The sequence below is a fragment of the uncultured Thiodictyon sp. genome (genome assembly GCF_903828115.1).
Classification (GTDB): domain Bacteria; phylum Pseudomonadota; class Gammaproteobacteria; order Chromatiales; family Chromatiaceae; genus Thiodictyon.
Genome location: NZ_CAIKKU010000152.1, coordinates 1 through 23947, shown reverse-complemented (window position 1 = coordinate 23947; position 23947 = coordinate 1). Strand labels below are relative to the sequence as shown.

Sequence of the window (23947 nt, the reverse complement as noted above, 5' to 3'; positions counted from 1 at the left end):
TTGTCGTGTTCGGATTGTTCGATTACGACAACGACAACGACAACGACGCCCGGTCCGCGAGTCGGTGGTCATGGTCGTTGCCTGCACCCATGGCAGAGCACCGAGAAACCCATCGTTTGCGCCGACAGCGGTCCGCGCACCGGTCCGCGCAGCGGACCCTACAACAACACCCGCTCGATGCCGCCGTTCTGGACGTCCTTCAGGAAGGCATCCTGCCACCCCTGGCCCAGCAGGCGGCGGGCCAGTTCCACTACCAGGTAGTCAACCTCAAGCCCAGTCTCATCAGTATATTTCGCGAGGCCCTGTTGGCAGGCGGGACAGGCGGTAAGCAGCTTGACCGCACCGCGCTCGGTCCGATCGCGGCCGGTCAGGGCGCGGATGCCGGCGGTCAACTCCTCCTGTTTGCGCAGGCGCAACTGGTTGGCGATGTCGGGGCGGGCGGTGCCGAGCGTTCCGGCCTCGCCGCAGCAGCGCTCCGACAGGCGCACCCCCTGCCCCATCAGGCTCGCGGCCACTTTGAGCGGGGCATAGGTCTTCATCGGGGTGTGACAGGGGTCGTGGTAGAGGTATTGCACCCCCGCGGCCGGCTTTACCATGAAAGTCGCGCCGGGAGCGCGCTCCAATTCTCCCTCTCCCTTTGGGAGAGGGCGGGGTGAGGGAACGGCCATGGCGACCGCAGCTTTCATCTTTAGCCCCACCCCCTGCTCCATCAGCCACTCGTGGATGTCCAAGAGCCGGCAACCGGGAAAGATCTGGTCAAACTGGTACTTGAGCAATTGATCCATGCAGGTCCCGCAGGACACGACCACGGTGCGAATATCGAGATAATTCAGCGTATTGGCCACCCGATGAAACAGCACCCGGTTGTCCATGGTGATCTGCCGCCCGCGTGCGTCCTGGCCCGCGGCGCGCTGGGGATAGCCGCAACACAGATAACCGGGCGGCAGCACCGTCTGGGCGCCCTGGCGATAGAGCATGGCGAGCGCGGCCAGAGCCACGTCCGAGAACAGGCGTTCGGCCCCGCAGCCGGGGAAATAGAAGACCGGCGGCGCGTCCTCCGGCGTGACCCGCGGGTCGCGCAGGATCGGCACCTGGGTGCGGTCCTCCAGCCGCAGGATGTGGCGAAAGCCTTGCTTGGGCAGGTCCACCCGGATAGGGCGGCTCACCAGGTCCAACAACTGGCCGATCGGGGCCGGTCGGCCGGTGGTGGCGGCGGGGTGGGCGATGCGTGCGCGTGTGAGTCCCAGGGTGCGCGCGGCGGCATGGGCCAGGTTGAGCCCGGCGAAGCCCCATTCGACCAACCCCTTGCGCAGGACCCGGATGGTACGGGGATTGGTGGTATTGAGAAACTGCATGGCCGCCCAGGCACCGGGATTGAAGCGCTTCTGCCCGCGGCTGACCAGGATGCGGCGCATCCGCATGGTCACATCGCCGAAGTCGATGGCGACCGGGCAGGGGTTCAGGCACTTGTGGCAGATGGTGCAGTGGTCCGCCAGGTCGTTCAGCGCGGCGATGTGACGGTGCGACAGCCCGCGGCGGGTCTGCTCCTCATAGAGAAAGGCCTCCAGGATCAGCCCGGCCCCCAGGATCTTATTGCGCGGTGAATAGAGCAGGTTGGCCCGCGGGACATGGGTCATGCACTTGGGCTTGCACTTGCCGCAGCGCAGGCAGTGCTTCACGTCATCATTGACCCCGCCGAGCTCGGTCTCCTCCAGGATGATGGCCTCCTGCTGGACCAACCGCAGTGAGGGCGTATAGGCCCCGTCCATCCCGCTGCCGGGCATCAGCTTGCCGCGGTTGAAACGCTGGTGCGGGTCCACCCGCTCCTTATAGGCGACGAAGGCGGCGAGCTTGGCGGGCTCCAGATAGCGCAGCTTGGTGATGCCGATCCCGTGCTCCCCGGAGATGACCCCGCCCAAGCCGACGGCGAGCGCCATGATCCGCTCGACCACCAGTTCCGCCTCCTGCAGCATGGCGTAATCGGCGGAATGGACCGGGATGTTGGTGTGGACGTTGCCGTCCCCGGCGTGCATGTGCAGGGCGACGAAGAGACGCGCATCCCGGACCTGGGCGTGGCAGGCGGCGAGCCGCTCCCGCACCCCGGCCAGTTCCTGGCCGGCGAAGGTCTCGTCGAGTCGCGCCCCGACCTCGCGCCGGTAAGACTGGCGCAGGTCCCGGCGCAGCATTAGGTCCAGCAGGGTATCGCCGTCGCGCAGCCGCGCCAGGGCCTCGGCATCCAACAGGTCCGGATGCGCAGCGGCCGGCTCGTCCAAGTGGTTCAGCACCCTCTGCCAGCGGGTGCGGGCGCTGGTCACCAGGTCCCGGGCGACGGCGCGCTTGGCGGCCAGGATCGCGGTCTCCTCGGCCGAGTCCTGATAGTCGCCATCCTGGCGACTCTCCGCCAAGTCGCCGTCCAGATAGTCGAGCACCGCGGCCATGATGGCGTCCTTGTTGCGGATGGACTGCTCGATGTTGATGCGCTCGATGCCGCGGCTGTAGTCCGCCAGACGGGGCAGCGGGATCACCACGTCCTCGTTGATCTTGAACGCATTGGTGTGACGGGAGATGGCGGCGGTGCGGGCGCGGTCCAGCCAGAAGCGCTTCTGCGCCTCGGAACTCAGCGCAATGAAGCCCTCGGCATCGCGCGCCCGCGCCAACTCCACCACGCGCGCCGCCGCCCGGTCCACGGCGGCGGCGTCTTCGCTCACCAGATCCGCAAGCAGGACCATCTTCGGCAGTTCCCGGCGATTGGCCTTGGTGGTGTACCCGACCGCCCGGACATAGCGCTCGTCCAGGTGCTCCAGACCCGCCACCTGCACCTCGGCCAGGCCGTCGATGAAGTCCTTGATCTCCACGATGGCCGGCACCGCCAGTTCCAGGTCGGTCCCGAAGAACTCCAGGCAGAGGGTGCGCACCTGGGCCGGCATCCGGTGCAGGATGAAACGGGCGGAGGTGATGAGACCGTCGCACCCCTCCTTCTGCACGCCCGGCAGCCCGCAGAGGAACTTGTCGGTCACGTCCTTGCCCAGGCCCGCCTGACGGAAGGCACTGCCGGGCATGGTCAGGGTCTGCGGCTCACCTCTGGGCGTGGTGCCGTCCGGGGCAAAGCGGGACAGGCGGAAACGCACCTGCGCCTGGTCATGGATCTTGCCCAGATTGTGGTCCAGACGCTCCACCAGGAGCCAGTCCGCGTCCGGTGTCACCATGCGCCAGGAGGCGAGGTTGTCGAGCGCCGTGCCCCACAGGACCGCCCGCTTGCCGCCCGCGTTCATGGCCACGTTGCCGCCGATGCAGGAGGCGTCCTGGGAGGTCGGGTCCACCGCGAAGGCCAGCCCATTGGCGTCGGCCAGGTCCGAGACCCGGCGCGTCACCACCCCGGCGCCGCACTGGACGGTCGCAATCAGCCCCGCCACCCCGGGCAGCGTGATGCGCTCGACCCCGGAGAGTTGCTCCAGCTTCTCGGTGTTGATGACGGCCGTCATGGGGTGCAGGGGCACCGCGGAGCCGGTGTAGCCGGTGCCGCCGCCCCGCGGGATCAGGGTCAGACCGCAGTCGATGCAGGCGCGCACGATGGGCGCGACCTCCGCTTCGCTGTCGGGTGCGATCACGACGAAGGGCAGTTCCACGCGCCAGTCCGTGGCATCGGTGGCGTGGGAGACCCGGGCCAGGCCGCCGAAGTCCAGATTATCCCGGCGGGTGACGCCGGCCAGGGCCCGGCGCAGCCGCGCCCGCGCCTTGTGCTCGGTCGCGAACCAGTCCTTGAAACGCTGCACCGCTGCCCGCGCGGCCGCCAGCAGTTCCGCCGCCCGGGCGTTGTCGTTGAGGCGCAACTCGAACTGGTCGAGCCGGTGGTCCAAGGCGCCGAGCAGGAGTCGGCGCCGCTTGAGGTTCTCCAGCAGGTCGTCCTGGAGATAGGGGTTGCGGGTGATGACCCACATATCCCCCAACACTTCGAACAGCATGCGGGCGGAGCGGCCGGTGCGGCGCGTCCCCCGCAGCGCCTCGATCAGCCGCCAGCGGGGCTCACCCAGGAAGCGGATCGCAATCTCCCGATCGGAGAAGGATGTGTAGTTATAGGGGATCTCGCGGATGCGCGGCAGCGTTTCGGCAGTCATGGGCTTCGGGGTCCGGCGGGGCGGTGTTGCACCGCACAAAATAGCGCAATCACGCGGCCGGGACTATCGCCCCTGATGCCTGCTTCGCAGTATTTGCCGTCTGGTGGGCTAGAATTGATGGCAGCCAGGGGGCAGCCCGCCCCCAGCATCCGCGGCAAACCCACCATGTCACAGTTCAAGAGTCGGTCCCTCGTCCTGTCGTTCGCCCTCCTGTGCGGGCTCCTCTGCGTGGTCGGGGGACCGGCCTGCGGCGCCGAGGCCGCGGATGCCCTGGGCACCGCGGCCATCCAGGCGGCGGCGCTCGACCGGCTCGAGGCCAAGGCCGAACTCGGCGGCACACTGCCCGTCATCGTGCGACTGCGCACCGAGACCCTGCCGGCGATCGAACCGCCAACCGACCTCGGCGGCAACCCGGCGCGCGCCCAGCGCAAGCTCGGCGACCGTGCCCGGCTCGTCGCCCGCGCCCAGGACCGTCTCGCCGCCGCCGTTGCCGGCCACCCCGTGCGCATCAATCGCTACCGCTACCTGCCGCTCGCCGCCATGCAGGCCGACCGCGACACCATCCGCCGCCTGCGCGCCCTGCCGGACGTACTGAGCGTCACCGAAGACCGCCCCCACGCACCCCTGCTCAACACCAGCGTCCCACGCATCGGCGGCAACCTCGCCTACAACCAGGGTTGGACCGGCGCCGGCCAGGCCGTCGCCGTCATCGACACCGGCGTGCAGACCAGCCACCCCTACTTCGCCAACCGTGTGCTCCACGACGCTGAGGCCTGCTACTCCGGCGCCTACATAGGCTACCTCACCACCCTGTGCCCCAACCTCCCGGCGGACTGTCCGGAGGTCCTCGTCGCCAACGGCGGGATTCCAAGCCACACCGCCTGCGGCTCCGGCGCCGGGGTCGAGTGCACCGGACACGGCTCTTGCTATCACGGCACCCACGTCTCCGGAATCGTCCTGAGCGGCGACAGCACCTATCGCGGGGTCGCCCCCGGCGCCAACCTGATCCCGATCCAGGTCTTCGTCATCGAGGGCGGCAATCTGTGGGCCTACGACTCCGACATCATCGCCGGCCTGGAGCACGTCCTGCGCCTCAGTCAGGCGGGGACCCCGATCGCCGCCGTGAACATGAGCCTGGGCGGTGACATCTACACCAGCGCCCGGGAGTGCAACCTCGACTCGGCCCCCACCAAGACCGCCATCGACGCCCTGCGCGCCGCCGGCATCGCCACCGTCGTCGCCGCCGGCAACAGCGGTGTCCGCACCGCCATCTCCACCCCCGGCTGCATCTCCAGTGCGGTGAGCGTCGGCGCCACCGAAGACAGCGACGCCATCGCCTATTTTTCCAACCTGGCCCCGGCGCTCACCGTCTTTGCCCCCGGTTATAGCGTCTTCTCATCGGTTCCGACCAACGCCGTCGGCGGCGCCAGCGGCACCTCCATGGCCGCCCCCCATGTGGCCGGCGCCCTCGCCGTCCTGCGCGAAAAGGCTGCGCAGACGCTGCTCACTCCCAGTGTCGACAACCTGGTCGCGGCCTTGCGCCTGTCCGGCACACCCATCACCGACGGCACCAACACCTACAGCACCCCGCGCATTCAACTTGACCAAGCCCTGTCCTTGGTTACATCGCCCTTGCCGGTAGAGGTAATCATGGACAGCGAAACCGCGGCCGCGGGCGTCACCACCGTCAGCGGTAGCTTCACGAGCGTAGCCGACACCAAGGCCTACGGCGGCAGCGCCCTGCGCGGCGCCACCGGCACCAGTCAAGCCAATACCCTGCGCTTTACACCCACCCTCACGCCCGGCTACTACAACGTCTACGCCTGGTGGCCAGCGCTGAGCGGCAATAGCAGCCAGGCATTAATGAGAGTTGGCGGCGGCACACGCACTGAGCAATATTTTATTAATCAACTGCAGAATGGCGGGCGATGGAATTTGGTCGGCCCCGCCTATCTTGACGCAACCAACCATGTTGAAATCTCTGACGGCGGAGTGCCCCAGGTGACCGCGGACGCCTTGCGGCTCCTGGCGGCAGAGCCGCTTGCAATAACCACGACTGCCTTGGCCGATAGCAGCGTTGGACTCGCCTATAACATAGTCTTAGGGGCCTCCGGCGGTATCCCGCCCTACAGTTGGTCGTTGGCAAGCGGGGCCTTACCGCCGGGGCTGACGCTCGATTCGGCGAGTGGGAATCTCACCGGTACGCCCACCCAGGTGGGTAGCTACAGCTTCACGGTCAAGGCTGGCGATGGGTATACTCAAAGCACGCCTCAGGCATTGTCGATCAACGTCGCCGCCAGTTCTTCGTGGAGCCCGGATATCGTCCTCGACAATGGCGACCCGGGTACTCAAGTGATCACCGGAAAATGGAACGCCTATGGCACTGACCCAGAGCAGAAGTACGGCTCCGATTGGCTCGCAGACGATCGCAATACGACGGGAGACACCTACCGCTTTACCCCGACGATTCTGCACCCCGGACAGTATCGCGTGCTCGCGCGCTGGGTCACCCACCCGAACCGCTCCACGCGAGCACCTTATGACATTCGCCATGCCGGGGGCGTCGACACGGTCGAGACAAACCAACAACTAACCGGCGGGCAGTGGAATGTCTTGGGAGTATATACCTTCGCGGCGGGCACCGGCAATTCTGTCGAGATCTCCGACCGCAACGGCCGTGCGGTGATTGCCGACGCGGTGATGTTTCAATATGTCAGCGAACCACCTGCAACTTTACCCCTAAGCATCAGGAACGTAAGTCTGCAAGCCGGGGAGTTGAGCATTGGATACAGCGCGCAACTGACGGCTAGCGGCGGCGCAGCCCCCTACAATTGGAACCTCGTTACGGGGTCCCTACCCCCCGGGGTTGCCCTCAATGCCGTGAGCGGCCTGATCGAAGGTACGCCGCTCACTCCTGGAACCTTTGTTTTTTCGGTTAGCGTAACAGACGCCTACGGCGCCAGCATCAGCGCGGATTTCAGTATCGTCATCAACTTCACGCCGCCCTCGGACATCATTCTCGACAATGGCGGTATTGGGACTCGAGTGATCGCCGGAAAATGGAATACGTATGCTACCGACCCAGAGCAGAAATACGCTGCGGATTGGTTGGCAGACGATCGTAACACCACGGGCGACATTTACCGGTTTACTCCTACGATTCCGCGCGCCGGACAGTATCGTGTGCTGGCCCGCTGGGTCACACACCCCAACCGCTGCGTCCGGGCGCCCTATGATATCCAGCATTCCGAGGGTATCAACACGGTCGAGGTAAACCAACAGTTGAGCGGCGGCCAGTGGAATGCGTTAGGAGTCTATGTCTTCGCCGCGGGCACCGGAAGTTACGTAGAAATCTCGGATCGCAACGGTCGCGCCGTGATTGCCGATGCGGTGATGTTTCAATACGTCAGCGAACCGCCGCTTGCACTTGGCGATTAGCTTGGTGAGTAACCGGCCTGGACCGCGAGCGACGCCCGTTCGGAGAGTTTCCTTGAACCTGCCGACTGGTGCTGACACCCAACGCCGAATTAAAGGTTCGGTTCAGACTCCCAGCCCAATCCGTCCCCAGAAAGACAGTGAGGCGTAGTTCGGCCAGCGATTCAAGGACTCCCTCCGAACGCGGTCGCTGGCCCGCGCAGCGGACTACGGGCTCGGGGCCAACCCCTCGGGGCCGAAGTGCGGACTGATGATCAGCGGCAGTCATGGCACCCCAACCGCGGGACGGATGACCTTGCGCATCAACACCTCGTCCTGGCCTGCGACGACCAGGTCGGCGATGACGCCGACCAGGTGAAAGCCCTGTTTCTCGTAGAAGCACCGGGCGCCGTTATTGAAGCCGGAGACCAGTAGCCAGAGGTTTGCAGTGCGCCGGTGGTAACGTGACTCGATTAATTCGAGGGCCACGCGCCCCAGGCCCCGGCCCTGGGCCGGCGGGAGCACGGCAAAGAGTTCGATATAGGCCCCGCGCAGCCAGGGGTGGCGCACCACCACCAGCCCTTGCGGCTCACCGTCGCGCGCGGCGAGGTAGCGGATCAGGTCGGGGTGAGTCGACTCAAGGCCCCGCGCCAGGGTCTCGGCCTGGTAGCCCAGGGTCCGCCAGGGGTCCATACCAGTCAGGGTGGCGCCGATGGCCGCAGCCTGTTCCCGTCGCAGGGCCGCCAACGCGAGAAACTCAAGGGGCCCGCCGCTCATCCCCCGGTTCCGCGCCCAAACGATGCGTCATAGCGGCGGTTGTCGCCGGGACGCCCAGGGCCGGACGGGGCATTCGCCCCGTCCGCAACGTTTTCTCCGAACCTGCGGGTTCGTGCTAACGCTCGGCGTCGAATCAAAGGATCGGAACGGGGCGCATGCCTCGTCTCGCCCCGGTCGATCGCCCGTCCCGCCCCGAGTGGGCAAGTATTCGCTGCTGAGCCGCCCGGCGCCGTCACTGCGCAGTAGCGCGGCCAGCCAGTTGTGCCTGGAGCCGGGCGAGTGCCTGCTCCGCCTCCTGCGCTCGCAGCTCGGCCTGCCGACGCGCCTGTGCCTCGGTGTCGGCGCGGTTCGATTCGGCAGCAGCGTGCTCCTCGGCCGCGCGCCAACCGGGCAGCACGAAGGCGGCATAGACCGGATCATCGCGCAGCGTTCCATGTTCGGGCCGGCGGCAGAGGTCGGCCAAGCGGAACTGCAGGCCCGGCAAGACCCGTGAGCGGATCACGCCGTTCTCGGGCGCGATCGGGACATAGACACCCGCCGCCGTGCGGGTGAAGAACGCCTGCTGCTCAGGCGCGCGGTGCAGAATGTAATACTCGGGGACGCCGCCGACGGCATACTCGGCCTTTTTGACCACCGTATCGCGCAAGATGTCGCGGCGCTCCTGATCCGACAGGGCCTCGACGCAGAGGTCGAAAACGCCGTGATAGGACGCGTCCAGCGGCAACAACGGCTGGGGGTTGTCATTGCAGACCACGCCAAAATCGGGCTTGCGGATGACGGTACCGGTCGGCAGCGGCAGCCGAAAGCCCATCTCCAGTGCCACCATCCTGGCGATGGGCCGGGCGGTCAGAAAGTGCTCCAGCAGCAGCATGAACCAGTGGTAAACGAGGAAGGTCTCGTAGTTGGACACCGGCTTTTCCTCCAGACGCCCGTTGTTCCATTCATAGTGGACGTCGGAGTCGAGGTAGTAGTTGAGCCAGTAATCCTCCTCCGAGACGTAGCGACCGGCCGCCGAAGGGGGCGGGACAGGCGCCGGTTCAGGCCGCGTGCGGCGCGGTTCGGCAAGGGCGGTCTGCGACATAGGCGTCTCCGGGGGCAATGGCAGTCATGGGCATAGCCTGGCACCGCACGATGGAAATGCTCGGACCATTGGTCAAAATTACGGCCAACCCGTCGTCGCGGCAGCCCGCCGCGGCCAGGGGGCCGCTCCTACGCCGTAGGAGCGGCCCCCCGGCCGCGACGAGCGCTCGCCGAGGTCTTCATGGTCAAGGCCGGCCTCGATCAGGATTCCGGCCACTTGGGCTTGCCGGGTGCGTAGTCAGGCCATCTTGGCCTGACACCGTCAGGGCTGGAAGCCCTGACCACGCACGCCGCTGACCGGGATTACGATCAAGGCGGTCAAGGCCCGCCCGCCAGCTCAGGCGCCGCCCCTCGCTACGGCTTTTTCTCATCGGCTGCCGGCAGTTGCACGCTGATCCCGGCCGCCTTCAGACGCTCCATCACGGTGACGGCATTCGGGTTGCCGATCTCCGCAAGCTTCGCGGTCTCAGTGGCGATACCTTGGAACTGGTTGCGCAGGTCGACCGCAATCTTGTACTGGGTCTGCTGTGAGTCGTAAAAAGCCGCCAGTTCGCGATAATTATCCGCCAGCGCCACGGTCCGGGTCACGACCTCCAGAAAGATGGCCGCCGCCAGCAGGATCAAGGGCAGGATCAGGGTTTCAGGCTTCATATCGGTTCCGCTCATTCGTGCTTAGTGGCGCCGGCCCTGACCTGTATTCCGGCCATCACGCGGGTGACATCCGTCGCGCCCCGGGGGCGCGTAGGAGCGGCCCCCAGGCCGCGACGGGTCGCCACAAAGGCTGACCGCCGGAGTCATGATCAAGGCCGTCGCGCCTGACTGTTCTCTCTTTCCGGTGTTCCCTCCCGGCTCAGGGCTTGGTCGCACCCGCGCCGTCGCCCGGCGGCGCCTGTCCATCACCGAACGACACACCGTAACGCTCCAACACCGCGCGCAGGTCGATATCGCCGGACTGAGAGGCCAGGGTACCGATGAGTTGGGACAGTTGCACGTTGAGCGGGCTCAACTGAATCCCCTGGTTGATCGTCTGCTGGCGCTCCCGCACCTCCCCGATCAGTTGGGTGTTGCTGCGCGCCGTCACCATGTTCACCACCGCCAACACCACCGAGAGTGCCGCCACCAGCGTCACCGCCAGTAACGGAATATTCCTGTCCTCGCCAAGACCGGGTAGCTTGATTGCCACGAATTGCCTCTCCGTCAGTCAGTATGCCTCAAGCGGTCAGTGTAATAGCCCCTCCCGGGGGCGGCAAGGGCAGCCGCACAGGTCAGCCGCCAAGGCCGGACGGGGCATTCGCCTCCGGGCAGGGCCGGACGGGGCATTCGCCCCGTCCGAAACGTTTTCCTGGACCTGCCGAGCAGCGCCAACACCAAACGTAGCATCAAAAGTTCGGGACGGGGTGGATACTCGGCGCTCGCCGCAGACCGCACCACTGTCCAAAACAAAACCGGACGCGGCCTGTGCCGCGTCCGGTTTTTTGACCGCCTTGCCCGAGCTTGCCGACCGCAGCCCGCCGGTCAGCCGGCAAGATCGATCATGCGCGCTTGGCGGCCTTTCTACGGGCAGAGTACCAGCCCAACAGACCCGCGCTGCCCATCAGCCACAGGATGCCCGGCTCCGGGGTCTCGCTGACAGTTCCGCTGAGGGTGAGAAAGATGTCCGAGGTAGGACCGACATAGTTGTCGATTGCCGCGTTGGTGCCGTTCCAGGTGAACTTGATGGTCTCGCTCCAACTTCCCAGCGCCGCACTCGACAGGGCCACTGTCAAAGCGTGCGACCCCTGACCCGCCAGGCCGGAGAACGGATCAAATCCGGTCAGGATAAAGCCCGAGCCAGCCGTTATGGCAAAGAGGCCACTGAGCAGGTCACTGAAGGCCGCCGGGGCGGTATTGAGCGCACCCAGATTCGCGGTATAGGTCCCGGTGTTCAGGAGAAGGGTTCCGAAGTCCAGGCTATACGCCGCCGAACTGCCGGAGAAGGTCCCGCTGCCCCCGGTCTTCGACATGCCGCCGACGGCGAAGTTGTAGACATCGCCCGCGACATCGACATTGCTGCTGCCCAGCGAGGTGCTGCCCAAACCGGAACTCATGACCTCATCGGAGGACAGGACCACCGTAGCGGTGCCCGACTTTGCACCCGCGGTCGCGGTATCGACACCGACCATCAAACTGGTCGTATCGGGTCCGTCACCGGCGGCCAGTTCGCTGACGGAACCGGTCCCGGTCGCCGCGGGGCTGGTCGACATCGTCGCGCTCAGCGTTTCGGTGTAGTCGCCGGGGGTGGCGGTATTCTCAATCGAGATCGCCGCGAGGTTGGTGCCATTGACATGCTGCGCGGCCACCGTCACCAAATTGCTGACGGTCGCTTCCGCGTAGTCAAACACGTTGCCCGTGATGTCGAAGGTCTGGCCCGTCAACGCGGTCTGGCCCAGGCCGGAACCGTTCACCGCGTCGGAGTTCAGGGTCAGGACCCCGGTACCCGCGATTTGACCGGCGGTGCTGGTGTTGACACCGACAGAGAAATCGCTACCGGAACCGCCGGCAACGAGACCCGCGAACGTACCGCCGGCCCCGGTCGCGTTCGCGTTGACCACCAGACCGCCGCTCAGGGTCTCCGTGTAGGTCGCATCGACTGGCGCCACATTGCTGACCGTCACCGTGGCGGTGTTGTTGCCGCTGACATGCTGCGCCGCGACGGTAACCGTCGCGTGCGTATTGGCCTCCGCCAGGTTGTACACGTCCCCTTCGATCACGAAATTCTGAGTCGTCAACGCGGTTTGGCCCAAGCCGGACCCGTTGACCGCGTCGGACTTCAGCGTCAGGACCCCGGTGCCCGCGATGTGGCCGGCGGTGCTGGTGTTGACACCGACGTCGCTCGCGAAGTTGGTCCCGGGACTACCGGCCGCGATGCCGCTGAAGGTACCGCCGGCCCCGGTCGCGTCCACGTTCACCGCCAGATCGCCGCTCAGCGTCTCAGTGTAGGTCGCGTCAGTCGGGGCTACGTTACTGACTGTGACCGTTGCCAGGTTGACGCCGTTCACATGCTGAGCGTCGATGGTGATCGTACTTTGCGTGTTGGCCTGCGCCAGATCGTAGGCCGCGCCGGTGATGGCGAGTTGCTGCGACTCCCCGAAATTGTCGGAAACCGTGACGGTCTGACCCGACAAGGCCCCAGCCGCCCCGGTACCCGTGAAGGTCACGCCCAGGTTGCCGGTCGCGGTGGTAGGCGCGAGCCCCGTCGCCGCATAGCTGGTCGCTGTCTCGACACTGCTGCCGGAGACGCCGCCGCCGCTCAGGCGCGTGTCGGTGATCGCGGTGCTGTTCGCGGCGCCGCGGATCTTGGTGACAGTTCCGGTGTTGTGTATCGCGTAATTGCCGTTCGCAACGTCGGACGTGTTGCCTGCCAGGCCATTCGCCGTGATGGAACTGGTGGTATGGACATTGAGGTTCAACGCCGTGTCAACGGCGGTCACGGCCCCGCCGTTGACACTCAACCCCTGGTTGGTACGACCAGGAACAGCGGCCATGTCCGCTGAGATAACGGCTCCAAGCCCCGAGACGCCGGCCCGTGCGTTGAAGGTGTTGCCGCTGCCGAAGCCCGTGTTGGTGTAATCGGAGGCGACGACCAGATCGTCGCCTGCCTGGTCCAGCACCAGACTGCCGCCGACGACACCGAGGGTGCCGGTGCTTCGCTGAATGCCGCCGGTGAGTCGCAGCGTGGCCCCGCCCAGAGACAGACCGCCCGTTCCCAAGGCCATAGTGTCATTGAAGATCACCGTACCGGTGCCGGCCGCGAGAGCGACCCCTCCCGCGCCTTCGATCGGGGCCGCCACCGTCAGGGTCCGGCCGGTGCCCGCCACGGTGAAGGTAGCCAGACCATCCAGCTGAAGCTTGGTCCCGTCGAGCGTCTGCGCCGTGTTGTCAACGGTGTTCCGAATCGACGCCCCGGCGGCGCTGGCGGTCAGCAGAGCCCCGAAGTTCTGGGTCGTGAGATTGTTCCCCCGCAGGTAAAAGATCGACCCATCGAGCTTGAGCGAATCTCCAAGGAATGTGTAGCTGGCATTCGTGCTGCGCAAAATCAACCCGGGACCGACCACATAGTCGTTTCCCGCAACGGCGGGGCCGGTGGCAACTTGCCCCGGACCCACCGGCCAGTATGTGGTACCGACCGTTAAGCCGCCGAACGAGGTGCGATTGGCGCCCGAAGTGCCGTCAGACGCCGTCAGGTTAAGCGTGTCTGCAAAGGCGGGCGCCGCTGCCATGACGGCCGCCAGGGCGACCAGGGAGATTGCCCCGAGGCCGGTAGTGTAAGGCCCGCTTCTTGCTTGCGCATGGTTCTTCGTCACTTGATCGTACTCCAGAGTCTAGTTGCGGCCGAAATTCAGTTGGGTTTTCAATTTGCTACGAGGCTTCGGGATGTGGGATCACCGTCAACGGCTGGTTACATTGCCACGGCCAGCCGTGCGTCGGTTGCCTCGTTGCGTCCACCTGGGCACCCTCGCCGGACTTTAATGCAATCGGCGTGCCGTAGATATTTTTTCTTTTCAACTCATCACGCTACCTTCTCGAAACGCCTGGCAGAGCGCACCAACCGAGAGAAAGTGTAAAATTTTCTGACAGTGCAGCGATGATCCCAGGGATAGCATGTTCCGGTCCGGAAGGCGTTTCCCTCGCGGGACCGCTCCGGTCAAGCGCCGACTGCTGAAACACAACCGCGACCGACACTAGACCTTAGCCTAGGGTACGATCCTTCCTTGCGTCAAGCCCAAACCTGCACCGCGACGATCCCCCGACCGGCCGGGTCCGCCCGTCGCTGCGTCTGCCGGCTCCCCGCCAGCCTCATAAATCGACAGGCCCCGGACTGCGTCGGCCAGCCCGGTGACCGCAAGCCCGGGGGACCTATAGGGACCGATCCTCCTCTAAGATCAGGGTCCGGATCGACATCGCATCCCGAGTGGCCTGGCATGGCTTGGACTCCGCGCAGGCGGCGCCGGATCACACCAGCGCAGAGGGTGGCCGCCGCGCCCGCCGGGGCCGACGGACCCCAGACATCTTTCGATCAAGCAATTTGACACACGCGTAAATCGCATCGACGGAAGGACACGGCGTCTTGGTCAGGCGCCCCAGTTCAACGATCACGCCGATCACGCCATCAATCTCCAGGGAACGGGCCGCGAGAAGGTCCTGCAACATGGAGGTCTTGTGTGCACCGACCCCCGCCGCGCCGGTGATTCGCCTTTCAATGGTGTGCCGGAAACTGATCCCAAGCTTCTCCGCAATCACCTGGGTTTCAGCCATCATGCTGGCGACCAATACACGCGTCTGCGGAAAGCAACAGATGTCGAGCATCGTGGCCTGCGTCAGCGCACTGATGGGGTTGAATGACAGGGCGCCCCAGGCCTTCAACCAGATCTCGCTGCGAATGTCCTCCAGAACGAACGATTTGAAGCCGACGGCGTTGAACAGACCCGCGACACGGGCGGCGCGCTCGCTCAACTTGCCGTCAAGTTCGCCGACGGGAAAGCGGTTGCCTTCGATATGCCGAATCCGGCCGGGGCCCGTCACACTCGAGGCCGGATACGCCACGCACCCAATGAGCCGCTCCGCAGGGATATTTCGAGAAATGATACCCTCGGGATCGAGCGACCACAGCCGCGTGTTCTCCAGTGCCCCGCCATGCCGCTCAAAATACCACCAGGGAATCCCATTTTGCACCGTGAGCACCGTCGTGTCCGGGCCATAGATCCCCGGCAGCCCGGGCGCGACGGCGGCGATTTGATGGGCCTTGACCGCCAGGACAATCAGGTCGGTGGTCCCCACCTCCGCAAGTCGATCGGTCACGGCCAGCTTGGTCGTGACCGATTGTGTTCCGTCCGCCATCTGTAAGTGCAGACCGTCTCTAAGTATAGCCTGAAGATGCAGACCCCGGTCAACAACTGTCACCTCCTCCCCGGACCGCGCGAACTTGGCAGCAAGGAGACCGCCAATGGCGCCAGCACCTACAATACATATTTTCATTTCGCCCCTAAGGACCGGTTACGCCGCTATACCTCAGGTGATATCCAGCGACCTTTTGTTCGGCAAGCGACGCGCCGGACTTCCGACATAGACCCCGTCTGCTTCCGTATCGGCAACCACCACCGCACCCGCGCCGATAAAGCTGCGATCAGCAATCGTAATGCCATCGCGCAACACCGCACCCAATCCGATGAAGCAGTGCTCGCCGATTGTCACATTTCCACCCGTCACAACGCCGGTCGCGACAAAGGTGTGGCTGCCGACCCGACTATGATGCCCGATATTTGCTCCGCTGCGTACAATGACATCGTCGCCGAGACGAACGTATGATTGCAGAATTGCTTGTTCAAAAATGATGACGTTCCGGCCAACGGGCAGGTCCGGCCAGACGCAAGCCCGGCTGGAAACCCAACTCGCCAAACGATACCCCATGGCAATTGTCTGGTCACAGCGCTCGTGCCGCAGTCCATTCATCCGCGAATAGCCAACGGCCACCAATATATCGTGGGTCTCGGGTGGACACTGATGTATCAGAGTCTCAAAGGCGACCAGCGGCAATCCTTCGTAGGTTTCAGACCTGGCATACGCCGCGTCAACGGTGAACGCGGCCACGGTGCGCTGCCCGTCATGAGTCACGCAGTGAGCAGCGAGACTTGCAAACGTGCCGCCACCGAAAATGACGAGCGGCCTGCGTTCATTATTCATTCAGCCCCCCCCTACCGCCTGATGTTTAGACCCTGGCCAACGTCTCCTTCCACGCAGCAGCGCGCCGAGCCTGAGGTCCCATTCCGGCGGATCGAAGTGCTCCAAGCCTGCACCAGGATGATATGTCATCTCACCGAACACCGGCCCCTCCACATCATAGAAATCGACGCGCACGAAGGGCTCGTCGCCCGCAAGTCGTTCGGCCAATTGAACCAACTGTTCAAAACAGGCCGGTTTCCCTAACGCACCGCCATACGGTGGGAACTGGTATCGCACCGGAAGCCTGCTGAAGTGGCGATCGAACAGCGCCCGGGAATGTCCGGTGAAGCGGTCAAAGTCGACCTGCACAAGTTCGACCTGACCATGAAAGCAAAAAAACTTATAATCGAGCGGCACTGAACCGTCGCTCGTAGTCAACAGCCGCTCGATCAGGAGCCGCGGCTTGATCCAGCGGTATTGCCATTCGGCGAAATGGACCGAATGATCAATACGCAGCCAGCGCCGCGTTTCCAGATCCGCGGCATTCCAATCGACTACCGTTGCATCCTTTACGATCAGAATGGTGCCAGATCCCTGGTTCGACTTGATGACAAAGCTTTGGGGAAGTCGCGCCCGTGGCGCCTCACGCAAGTCCGTCCCCACCCAGTAAAGCTGGTTGAGGTATTGCGGTCCGATCACGGACGCGACATAGTCCCGCACGGCCACCTTATCCGCGCACTGAGTATACCTGCGTTTACGCCTGAACAATTTTGACTGCTGTAAAAAATCGTTGAAGCCCCGTGGCCGCAGCAGATTCGGATAGACGCCAAAACTGGCGTGATAGCTGCGCAGAATCTTAACGAGATCGGTTGGCCAGAGGATCAGATCCACAATGACCCGCCCGCTCCGGGTTTCAGCAAGCCGAGTCCTTTTCAGACGTAACCCCACGCGCTCCAGGTTACTAATGAAAGAGCCGAAAGCGCTATTGCTGGACATCTGAAATCAACCCGCCACATCTCCGCAAAACCTAAAGGCAACATCCCTCTGCTCCCTGACTACCCAGGAACCGCAAAGACATGCCATCATGCCGCGTCGCCGAAGGCAAGACCCCGGACCTTCAGCGAGACAGGCGCCGGCTTGCCGCCCAATAAAACGCACGCATTCTCTTGGCGGCACTGCGCAACCACCGATGTCGCTGTCTCGCGCGAGCATTCGTGAGGATTGCATCGACACAAGCGTCGCCGATACGCGTAAGCCCCAACTCGTTACAGATGGCGACCACGCTGTTCTCGAGCAGGTCCCGACCGGCCGGAAAGTGGAAGCGGCTCAATGCGAGCTTCAGTATACGCAGATCGGCCCGAAGACGCTCCTCCTTGGACTTTCTCGTGAAAATCCCGCCGGGATGCTCCCGATAAACAGCCACGATCTCATCCAAGCAGTGAAAGCAGGACGGGGTCATGCGCGAACGCGAGACACAATAAAGCATAAAGATGTAGTCGCAGGTCGCTTCATCATTACCGATGACATCCAGATAGTCGACCCACAGTTGCCGCCGGGTCAATCTGGTACAGGCATTCAACCACCAGTCACCGCGCAGAATCTCCCAGGGACCCATCGCCGCAAGTCTCTCCGGGGGGATTGAGGGGACTATGTTGTAAGGCGATGCGCTTGGCTCCCGAATGATGAAGGCCCTGCCACCACATAGTAAACAATCTTCGTCTTGCGCAAGGACACGGACCTGCTTTTCAAGCTTCTCGGGGTTGATCCAGTAATCGTCGCCATCGCAGGTAGCAATAAAGTCGCCACCAGATTTCCGAAATGCGATAGCAAGACGGCATCTTCCCAGTGAGTATTGATTCTCGTTCTGGAACAGCGGTATGAAAAGCGTCGGCCAGCGTCCAACATATTCTTCGATGATAGTGCGCGTACCGTCGGTCGACGCATCATCATGTACTATTACCTCGACCGGAAACGTCGTTTCCTGCATAAGGATGCCGTGAAAACACTCCCGCAGATATTTTTCCTGATTGAAGGTACAGCAAAGGATACTGACCAGTGGGGGCGTACCCGCTGGCCAACGCTGCTCGCCGATCCGACGAGGGTGCGGAAGGCGGTTGGGGACAGCGGTCGCGTGCTCCATGATCGTTTGGCGACTCCAGGTAAATTAAGAAATGGTACAGAAACAAGGATGCCGGGACATTCAACCAAATCGGACCCCATCAGCTCATCACGCCACCGGGTTCACCTCGGCGAGGTGCCACGGTTGCCAGTAGGTCGATGACCGCAGTTGATAAAGTCACGGATGACGTGACAAACCCAAGCGACGGACACCTCATCGACGGCTTGCCCCGTTGGCAGAACGATCACCCGGGCTGAGACTTGCTCGGTGTTAGGAAGGGACCGACCGGCGTCGGGTTGCAGCGTTCGGTATGGCTCCATGCGGTGCACACCAGGCCAAAAATACTTGCGCGCGATGATGCCATGGCTATGCAAGTGGGTTACAAGCCCATCGCGGGAGACGCCGGAAGCCTGTTCGTCGATTTCAACGATAATATACTGATAATTGTTCTTCTCTAACGGGTCATAGGCGATGATTGCGACGCCTGGAATGTCTGCAAGAAAGCGACAATAGCAATCGTAATTCCGACAGTTAGTGGCGACGATAGCATCCACCGCCTCCAGTGAAGTCAAGCCCATGGCGGCGCAAACTTCCGTCATCTTGCCGTTTACCCCCTGATAGATGACATTATCATATCCGGAGAATCCGAAATTGCGCATTAGCCGCAATTTCTCGGCCAGTTCTGCATCGTTCGTGGTGACCGCCCCGCCCTCGAAGCTGTTGAGAAATTTTGTGGCATGAAAACTGAATACCTCGCAGCGCCCAAAACCACCTACCATGCGGCCCCGATAGGAGCAGCCGAAGGCGTGTGCAGCGTCGAATAGCACCTGGAGGTGGTGGTGGGCCGCGATTGTCTCGATCGCCTCCACGTCGCACGCCCGGCCCCATACGTGTACGCCGACGATACCTGTTGTCTTTGGGGTAATCAGTTTTTCCAGCGTCCCTGGTTCAATGTTGTAGGTCGCCGGGTTGATGTCCGCGAACACTGGTCTGATCCCCTGCCATTGCAGCGCATGGACCGTCGCGACGAACGTATAGGCGGGCACGATCACCTCGCCGGCAAACCCAAGCGCGTGGCTGGCGATTTCAAGTGCGACCGTGGCATTGCACATCGCCACACAGTGTCTGACGCCGACATAGTCGGCAATTCTTTGCTCGAATTCCTGGACCAAGGGGCCGTTGTTGGTAAACCAGCGGCGATCAAGCAGATCATTGATGCGTGCCAGCAGTACGCCGCGATCTCCCTGATTCGGGCAGCCGACGAAGAGTGGGCCGCACTGGTTTGTGTCATTCATAGTCGTACTGATGCCGAGATCCCGAAAGCCATTAACCACCTACGCGCGGGCGTAGGATTGTAAAGGCAGATAGCCGTATGTTACCATCATGATCGCCGCTACTGCCTCTATGGCCCGCTGATCCTGTTCCTGCAGTTCGCTGCGGAAGCGACACACTTGCGACGCGGTGATGGGCTCCAGCGTCTTCTTCTTCCACTCAAGCATCGCCTTCGGCTCGAGCTCTGTATCGCGATTAATCCTCCAGAATGCCAACATATCAATAGTAAAAGGTACATTCAACCAAGCGCAGAGGGCGGCGAGTTGTCGCCTGGGGTCGGTGACGAGGTCTTCGTATCGCAGCGTATAGCATCGGTCCGGATCAATCCGGCTGAACCCATGGCGGACGTTGGTGACGTTCGCATTCCAGTCGACGGCGATCATCGTCGCATTGGTTGGGAGGTCAGGCCGAAACGGATTAGACCGATCCAGCGCGGCAGTATCGCGATAGGAGCAAGCCACATCGCGCGGATCCCGCACAATGTGTATGAATTGCGCCAGTGGGTACAGCTTAGCAAGCAAATCGACATGCCCGGTGTAATAGTTATTCTTATCGCCCCACCTGGAAGCGCCCGGCTTGGTTTTCAGGACGTACGCCTCGTAGATCGCTGAGCAGGCGTCAGAGTAGGTTGCAGGTTTGCGCGTCGCGAGATAGGGCATCAACTCCGCGGCGCCGATGTTCCAAGTAGAAAATTTCCTCGTCCCGGCAACGTGGTCGACGAATCGCCGAACAAGTTCGATGTTTGCCCATTGCTCACCTCTCCAGGCGCCGAATTGATTATGCAGCCAACAAATGAAGCCCGCCTCTGGCGGAACGACCAGTGCGGGGTGAGCAGTCAACGCAAGACGCAGAAGCGTAGTGCCGGATCTTGGATTTCCAAGAACAAAAAAAGGCGCGCCTTGAGCAATCATCATCTGCATCTACCGGGGCGCCTCGCAATACGCGAACAAGATGGTTTCTTCTTGGTGAATCGTGAAATGACGTAATGAAAACCTATAACCGAGCCCGAGACTGTCGATCCACTGGGGGATTTCCCAGAAGTCCGCAAGCTTGTGGTAGACGGAGATCGCCAGCTTCGGCTTGAAGCGGCGAATGCTCTGCTCCGCCCCCTTAAGTGCCGACAACTCCGATCCTTCAATATCCATTTTGATGAAGTCCACACGACTCACTTGCTCGCATCTCATGAGGTCATCGATGCTGAGGGTCTCGATACGGACCGCATTCGGCGATTGCGGGGCGGGCAGGACGCGGGTGGCGGGGCCGGCGCTCTCGATGTACAGATACTCACCGGACGAGGACCACATCGGGTGACGAACGATCTTGATCCGCGCCGCAATCCCGGGATTCAACTCGAGATTACGCTCGAATATGGAAAGATTTTCCGGCAGAAATTCAAACGAGAATACGCGCCCAGTAGGGCCGGCCTTATAGGCCAGATACAGCGCTGTGTCCCCATAGCAACCGCCACCATCGACCACGATGTCGCCAGGGCGCACTTCAATGACTTGACGATCGGTCTGACAGCGATACTGTTGAAGCAGCAGTTGGGCGACCACCCCACTGGGACGAATAAACAAGTCGAAGGGGTAGCCAAATTCCTCGAGCTTCAAGCGATAGATCTTCCAGTTATGAAAAGAAAGATCGCGGACCTCCGCTTCATCAATGGATCGTTCAACGCGGGCAAAGAGCGCCCAGTAGTCAGGGTTATTTAGCGGGAGCTTGACGCGCCGATGGCCAAGGGCCCGGTAAGCAAGAATGAGGGCGAGCAGGCGTTTTGAGACTTCGTCTTCCAGGTGCTCGTAAAGGAATTGAAGATTCTCGCAATTCGGTCGCAGCCAGTCAGTCGCAGACGCGACCTGGTCCATCTTGTAGACCGGCGGTTGGTCAATGATGCGAAATGCCTGCAGAATTCTCTTATAATACCAGCGCAGGCGTCGCCTTAAAGGCAATTTTGGCGCCTGGCGACTTGGTTCAACGATTGGGCCAAAACGGCGATAGTCGTAGTTATCGGTGAAGTCATTGGGGACCGCAGCGCTGACCAGCGCCAAGTATGAGGCCATCAGCGAGTCGCTCATCAGGGAATCCCCATAGTTAAGCCTGGCTGCAACCGGCCGGGATTATGGTCTTGCCGACGACAGCGGGGCGGACGAGCTTTCCCCAATAGGCAGTCGGAGCAAAGACACGAAATGGCCTAAGGCCCTGAACGCGAACCAGCGACTCCCTTGTCTCGCAATCAGACACCGAAATCACGAAGCTGTATTTACCGGCTGCGAGTTCCAAGACACCGAGCGGGACATCAATGGCGATATCGCCAACGGGAAAGCGGGCTAATTCCCCTGCCGGGTCACAGAGCGGCACGCACAGGACGGGCGTCATCGCTTCGTCCATGGCATAGAGAATCACCGACGCTTCACAGTGCGAGCGAGTGACACTGATTGCTAAGCGGACCGCAAGCTCGGTACCGTGCGCGATGCTGGGCTCCTCGTCGGCGAGTACGCCTGCCGCCGCGATCAAGTCGATGGTATTGACGACAGCCTCGCCGGTGCCGGAAGTCTGGATCTCGTGCTTGACCAGACTATAGTACTGGTCAATGCCCTGCGCGGGAGTTGATGTGTCGAGGAGGTTCCGGCCCTTTTCCAGCACGATCACGCGGGTACAAAAAGAAGAGATGGATTGCATGTTGTGCGAGACGAACACCACGGCCGCGTCTTGCGACAGGCGCCGCACGGTATTCAGGCATTTGATGGTGAAGCCGATGTCACCGACCGCCAACACCTCGTCGAGAAACAGGATATCCGGGCTGACCAGGACGGCCGCGACGGCGAAACCCAATCTCACATTCATGCCGGAACTGAAACTCTGCACCGGCATATCGATGAACTCGCCAAGTCCGGCGAAATCGATTATTTCTTCAACTCGGGAGTCGACGAAGCGTTTGGTCAATCCCAGTACCGACGCGTTGACGTAGATATTTTCCCGACCGGTCAGGATAGGGTTAAATCCTGCACCCAGCGCAATCAAGGCACCCACCCTGCCGTGCATCGCGATGCGTCCTTGGTCGGGCTTGATCAGGCCATTCAGCATCCTCAGTAACGTGGTCTTACCTGCCCCGTTGTGCCCGATCAAGCCGAGGCACTCCCCCCGCTTGAGTTCAAAGCTGATGCCCTGTAGAGCCCAGAACTCGTCGGGACGTAACGCGCCTCCACCCCCATGTCGGTGGCCGCGCAATTCCTGGCCGAGGTCCTGCATGCCGTACCACAGGGATTTCTTCAAGCTGCGGCAGAATTTCTTGGAGACGCTGTCGACGCTGATCAGGGTGTCGGCCATAACAACGATCCAGTAGGGGTGTGAAATGGGTACCCAAGACCGGGGTTGACTGCCAGTGAGCCGCTCACGCACTCATCCGCTCAATCAGAATCGGCATTGCCAGGCGATAGGCCACCCAGGCCAGGAGCAGAAGGAAAATTGCCGCGCCGTTGACCACGAGGAAATACTCCAGGTACGCCGGGCTCAGACCGGTGAGCCAATCGCGGGCGGTAAGTATCAGCGGCGTCAGCGGATTGATCTGGAAGAGGGCCGCCGGCCAGCCTTCTTTGGGCATCGGGAAAACGACCGGCGTGAGATACATGAGAAACTGCATCATGAGCGACAGGATGCGCCCGACATCGGTGTAGAGCATCCCGACCGGCGTGATCAGGAGCCCGATCGCGGTGCCGACCAGGATCAGCGACAGGATGCCCAGCGGGAACCATAAGAGCCCGAACCCGGGGTTGATGCCGAACAGGAGCAGCGCGGCGATCAGCAGGGTGACCTTGATCGCGGAATTGAACAGGACCTTGTAGATGCCGGCAAGCAGCAGCGCCTCGCGTGGGAAGTTGAGCTTGGCCAGCATGGCACGGGCGCCGTTGGTCTGCGCCAGCGGGGCGTTCAGGGCGTCCATCAGGATGGACCACAGGATGGTGCCGCTGAAGACGTAGGCCGGGTATGGCAGGGCGGTATCGCCCACCGTGACGATGCCGGCCTGGCTCAGGAAGACCCAGGTGACGGTGTTGGTCAGGGGCATGATGAAGGCCCAGAGGATGCCAAGATAGGCTTGGCGGTACTGGGCGCTGGTGTCGCGGACCGCCAGGCGCCAGGCCAACTCACGGCCGGCGGCGAGGTCGCGGAACATGTCGCGGATCATGACGCCCGGACTGGCGAGCGATGACTCCGGGGTGTAGACGGTGATGCGTGGTTCGGTCATCGACTCGGGGACATGGCTCTCATTTTGTGCCGGCGCGCGACGCGGGCTGGGGTCTTGGTCGGAAGGCTTCTCGCGGTTGCGCGGGCCTGTCTGTGGGTCTTGACCATAAGTCAGACCACGGCGGCCTTGGGGGCAACCCGTCGCGGCCGGGGGGCCGCTCCTACGGTG

Annotated in this window: 16 protein-coding genes; 1 reads left to right on the top strand and 15 read right to left on the bottom strand. The window is 62.7% G+C overall.

Going from position 1 to position 23947, the window contains the following annotated elements; all coding sequences use genetic code 11:
• Positions 1 to 158: 158 nt before the first annotated feature.
• The gene (locus tag QZY48_RS05605; protein ID WP_295428830.1) at positions 159 to 4115 is read right to left on the bottom strand and encodes a DUF3683 domain-containing protein; all 3957 of its coding nucleotides are present in this window, start codon (positions 4113 to 4115) and stop codon (positions 159 to 161) included.
• Positions 4116 to 4280: 165 nt separating this feature from the next.
• On the opposite strand from QZY48_RS05605, the gene QZY48_RS05600 reads away from it, so the two are divergent.
• On the top strand, positions 4281 to 7553 hold the full coding sequence (locus QZY48_RS05600; protein WP_295428829.1) for a S8 family serine peptidase: 3273 nt from the start codon (positions 4281 to 4283) through the stop codon (positions 7551 to 7553).
• 261 nt (positions 7554 to 7814) lie between these two features.
• Here QZY48_RS05600 and QZY48_RS05595 read toward each other — a convergent pair whose 3' ends face one another.
• From QZY48_RS05595 to QZY48_RS05530, 14 genes are all read right to left on the bottom strand, one after another.
• Positions 7815 to 8306: an N-acetyltransferase gene (locus tag QZY48_RS05595; protein WP_295428827.1), complete on the bottom strand. Its 492-nt coding sequence runs from the start codon at positions 8304 to 8306 to the stop codon at positions 7815 to 7817.
• A 232-nt stretch (positions 8307 to 8538) separates the two neighbouring features.
• Positions 8539 to 9387: a Uma2 family endonuclease gene (locus tag QZY48_RS05590; protein WP_295428825.1), complete on the bottom strand. Its 849-nt coding sequence runs from the start codon at positions 9385 to 9387 to the stop codon at positions 8539 to 8541.
• A gap of 353 nt (positions 9388 to 9740) precedes the next feature.
• Positions 9741 to 10037 carry a hypothetical protein gene (locus QZY48_RS05585; RefSeq protein WP_295428823.1) on the bottom strand — a complete coding sequence of 99 codons (297 nt, stop codon included), beginning with the start codon at positions 10035 to 10037 and terminating at the stop codon, positions 9741 to 9743.
• Between the two features lie 199 nt (positions 10038 to 10236).
• On the bottom strand, positions 10237 to 10569 hold the full coding sequence (locus QZY48_RS05580; protein ID WP_295428822.1) for a hypothetical protein: 333 nt from the start codon (positions 10567 to 10569) through the stop codon (positions 10237 to 10239).
• Between the two features lie 349 nt (positions 10570 to 10918).
• Positions 10919 to 13729, bottom strand: a complete 2811-nt coding sequence (locus QZY48_RS05575; RefSeq protein WP_295428819.1) for a choice-of-anchor D domain-containing protein — start codon at positions 13727 to 13729, stop codon at positions 10919 to 10921.
• A gap of 649 nt (positions 13730 to 14378) precedes the next feature.
• Positions 14379 to 15401: a 2-dehydropantoate 2-reductase gene (locus QZY48_RS05570; protein WP_295428818.1), complete on the bottom strand. Its 1023-nt coding sequence runs from the start codon at positions 15399 to 15401 to the stop codon at positions 14379 to 14381.
• A 33-nt stretch (positions 15402 to 15434) separates the two neighbouring features.
• Entirely contained in the window at positions 15435 to 16106 is a 672-nt protein-coding gene (locus QZY48_RS05565) for an acetyltransferase (RefSeq protein WP_295428816.1), read from the bottom strand.
• Positions 16107 to 17081 (bottom strand): ATP-grasp fold amidoligase family protein, encoded by a 975-nt coding sequence (locus QZY48_RS05560; protein WP_295428814.1) that lies wholly within the window; start codon positions 17079 to 17081, stop codon positions 16107 to 16109.
• 121 nt (positions 17082 to 17202) lie between these two features.
• Positions 17203 to 18225, bottom strand: coding sequence for a glycosyltransferase (locus tag QZY48_RS05555; protein WP_295428812.1), 1023 nt, complete (start codon positions 18223 to 18225; stop codon positions 17203 to 17205).
• A gap of 101 nt (positions 18226 to 18326) precedes the next feature.
• The gene (locus QZY48_RS05550) at positions 18327 to 19499 is read right to left on the bottom strand and encodes a DegT/DnrJ/EryC1/StrS aminotransferase family protein (protein ID WP_295428810.1); all 1173 of its coding nucleotides are present in this window, start codon (positions 19497 to 19499) and stop codon (positions 18327 to 18329) included.
• Positions 19500 to 19538: 39 nt separating this feature from the next.
• Positions 19539 to 20456 carry a sulfotransferase gene (locus QZY48_RS05545; protein ID WP_295428807.1) on the bottom strand — a complete coding sequence of 306 codons (918 nt, stop codon included), beginning with the start codon at positions 20454 to 20456 and terminating at the stop codon, positions 19539 to 19541.
• The gene (locus QZY48_RS05540; protein WP_295428805.1) at positions 20457 to 21611 is read right to left on the bottom strand and encodes an FkbM family methyltransferase; all 1155 of its coding nucleotides are present in this window, start codon (positions 21609 to 21611) and stop codon (positions 20457 to 20459) included.
• 16 nt (positions 21612 to 21627) lie between these two features.
• A complete protein-coding gene (locus tag QZY48_RS05535; protein WP_295428801.1) occupies positions 21628 to 22863 on the bottom strand; it encodes an ABC transporter ATP-binding protein in 1236 nt (411 codons plus the stop codon).
• Positions 22864 to 22927: 64 nt separating this feature from the next.
• A complete protein-coding gene (locus QZY48_RS05530; protein ID WP_295428798.1) occupies positions 22928 to 23779 on the bottom strand; it encodes an ABC transporter permease in 852 nt (283 codons plus the stop codon).
• Positions 23780 to 23947 lie beyond the last annotated feature (168 nt).

Coding starts and splice junctions, on each gene's coding strand:
- QZY48_RS05590 (WP_295428825.1), bottom strand. CDS start 9,387: ATGTCGCAGACCGCCCTTGCCGAACCGCGCCGCACGCGGCCTGAACCG.
- QZY48_RS05545 (WP_295428807.1), bottom strand. CDS start 20,456: ATGCAGATGATGATTGCTCAAGGCGCGCCTTTTTTTGTTCTTGGAAAT.
- QZY48_RS05550 (WP_295428810.1), bottom strand. CDS start 19,499: ATGAATGACACAAACCAGTGCGGCCCACTCTTCGTCGGCTGCCCGAAT.
- QZY48_RS05540 (WP_295428805.1), bottom strand. CDS start 21,611: ATGAGCGACTCGCTGATGGCCTCATACTTGGCGCTGGTCAGCGCTGCG.
- QZY48_RS05530 (WP_295428798.1), bottom strand. CDS start 23,779: ATGACCGAACCACGCATCACCGTCTACACCCCGGAGTCATCGCTCGCC.
- QZY48_RS05605 (WP_295428830.1), bottom strand. CDS start 4,115: ATGACTGCCGAAACGCTGCCGCGCATCCGCGAGATCCCCTATAACTAC.
- QZY48_RS05585 (WP_295428823.1), bottom strand. CDS start 10,037: ATGAAGCCTGAAACCCTGATCCTGCCCTTGATCCTGCTGGCGGCGGCC.
- QZY48_RS05560 (WP_295428814.1), bottom strand. CDS start 17,081: ATGTCCAGCAATAGCGCTTTCGGCTCTTTCATTAGTAACCTGGAGCGC.
- QZY48_RS05535 (WP_295428801.1), bottom strand. CDS start 22,863: ATGGCCGACACCCTGATCAGCGTCGACAGCGTCTCCAAGAAATTCTGC.
- QZY48_RS05570 (WP_295428818.1), bottom strand. CDS start 15,401: ATGAAAATATGTATTGTAGGTGCTGGCGCCATTGGCGGTCTCCTTGCT.
- QZY48_RS05565 (WP_295428816.1), bottom strand. CDS start 16,106: ATGAATAATGAACGCAGGCCGCTCGTCATTTTCGGTGGCGGCACGTTT.
- QZY48_RS05600 (WP_295428829.1), top strand. CDS start 4,281: ATGTCACAGTTCAAGAGTCGGTCCCTCGTCCTGTCGTTCGCCCTCCTG.
- QZY48_RS05595 (WP_295428827.1), bottom strand. CDS start 8,306: ATGAGCGGCGGGCCCCTTGAGTTTCTCGCGTTGGCGGCCCTGCGACGG.
- QZY48_RS05555 (WP_295428812.1), bottom strand. CDS start 18,225: ATGGAGCACGCGACCGCTGTCCCCAACCGCCTTCCGCACCCTCGTCGG.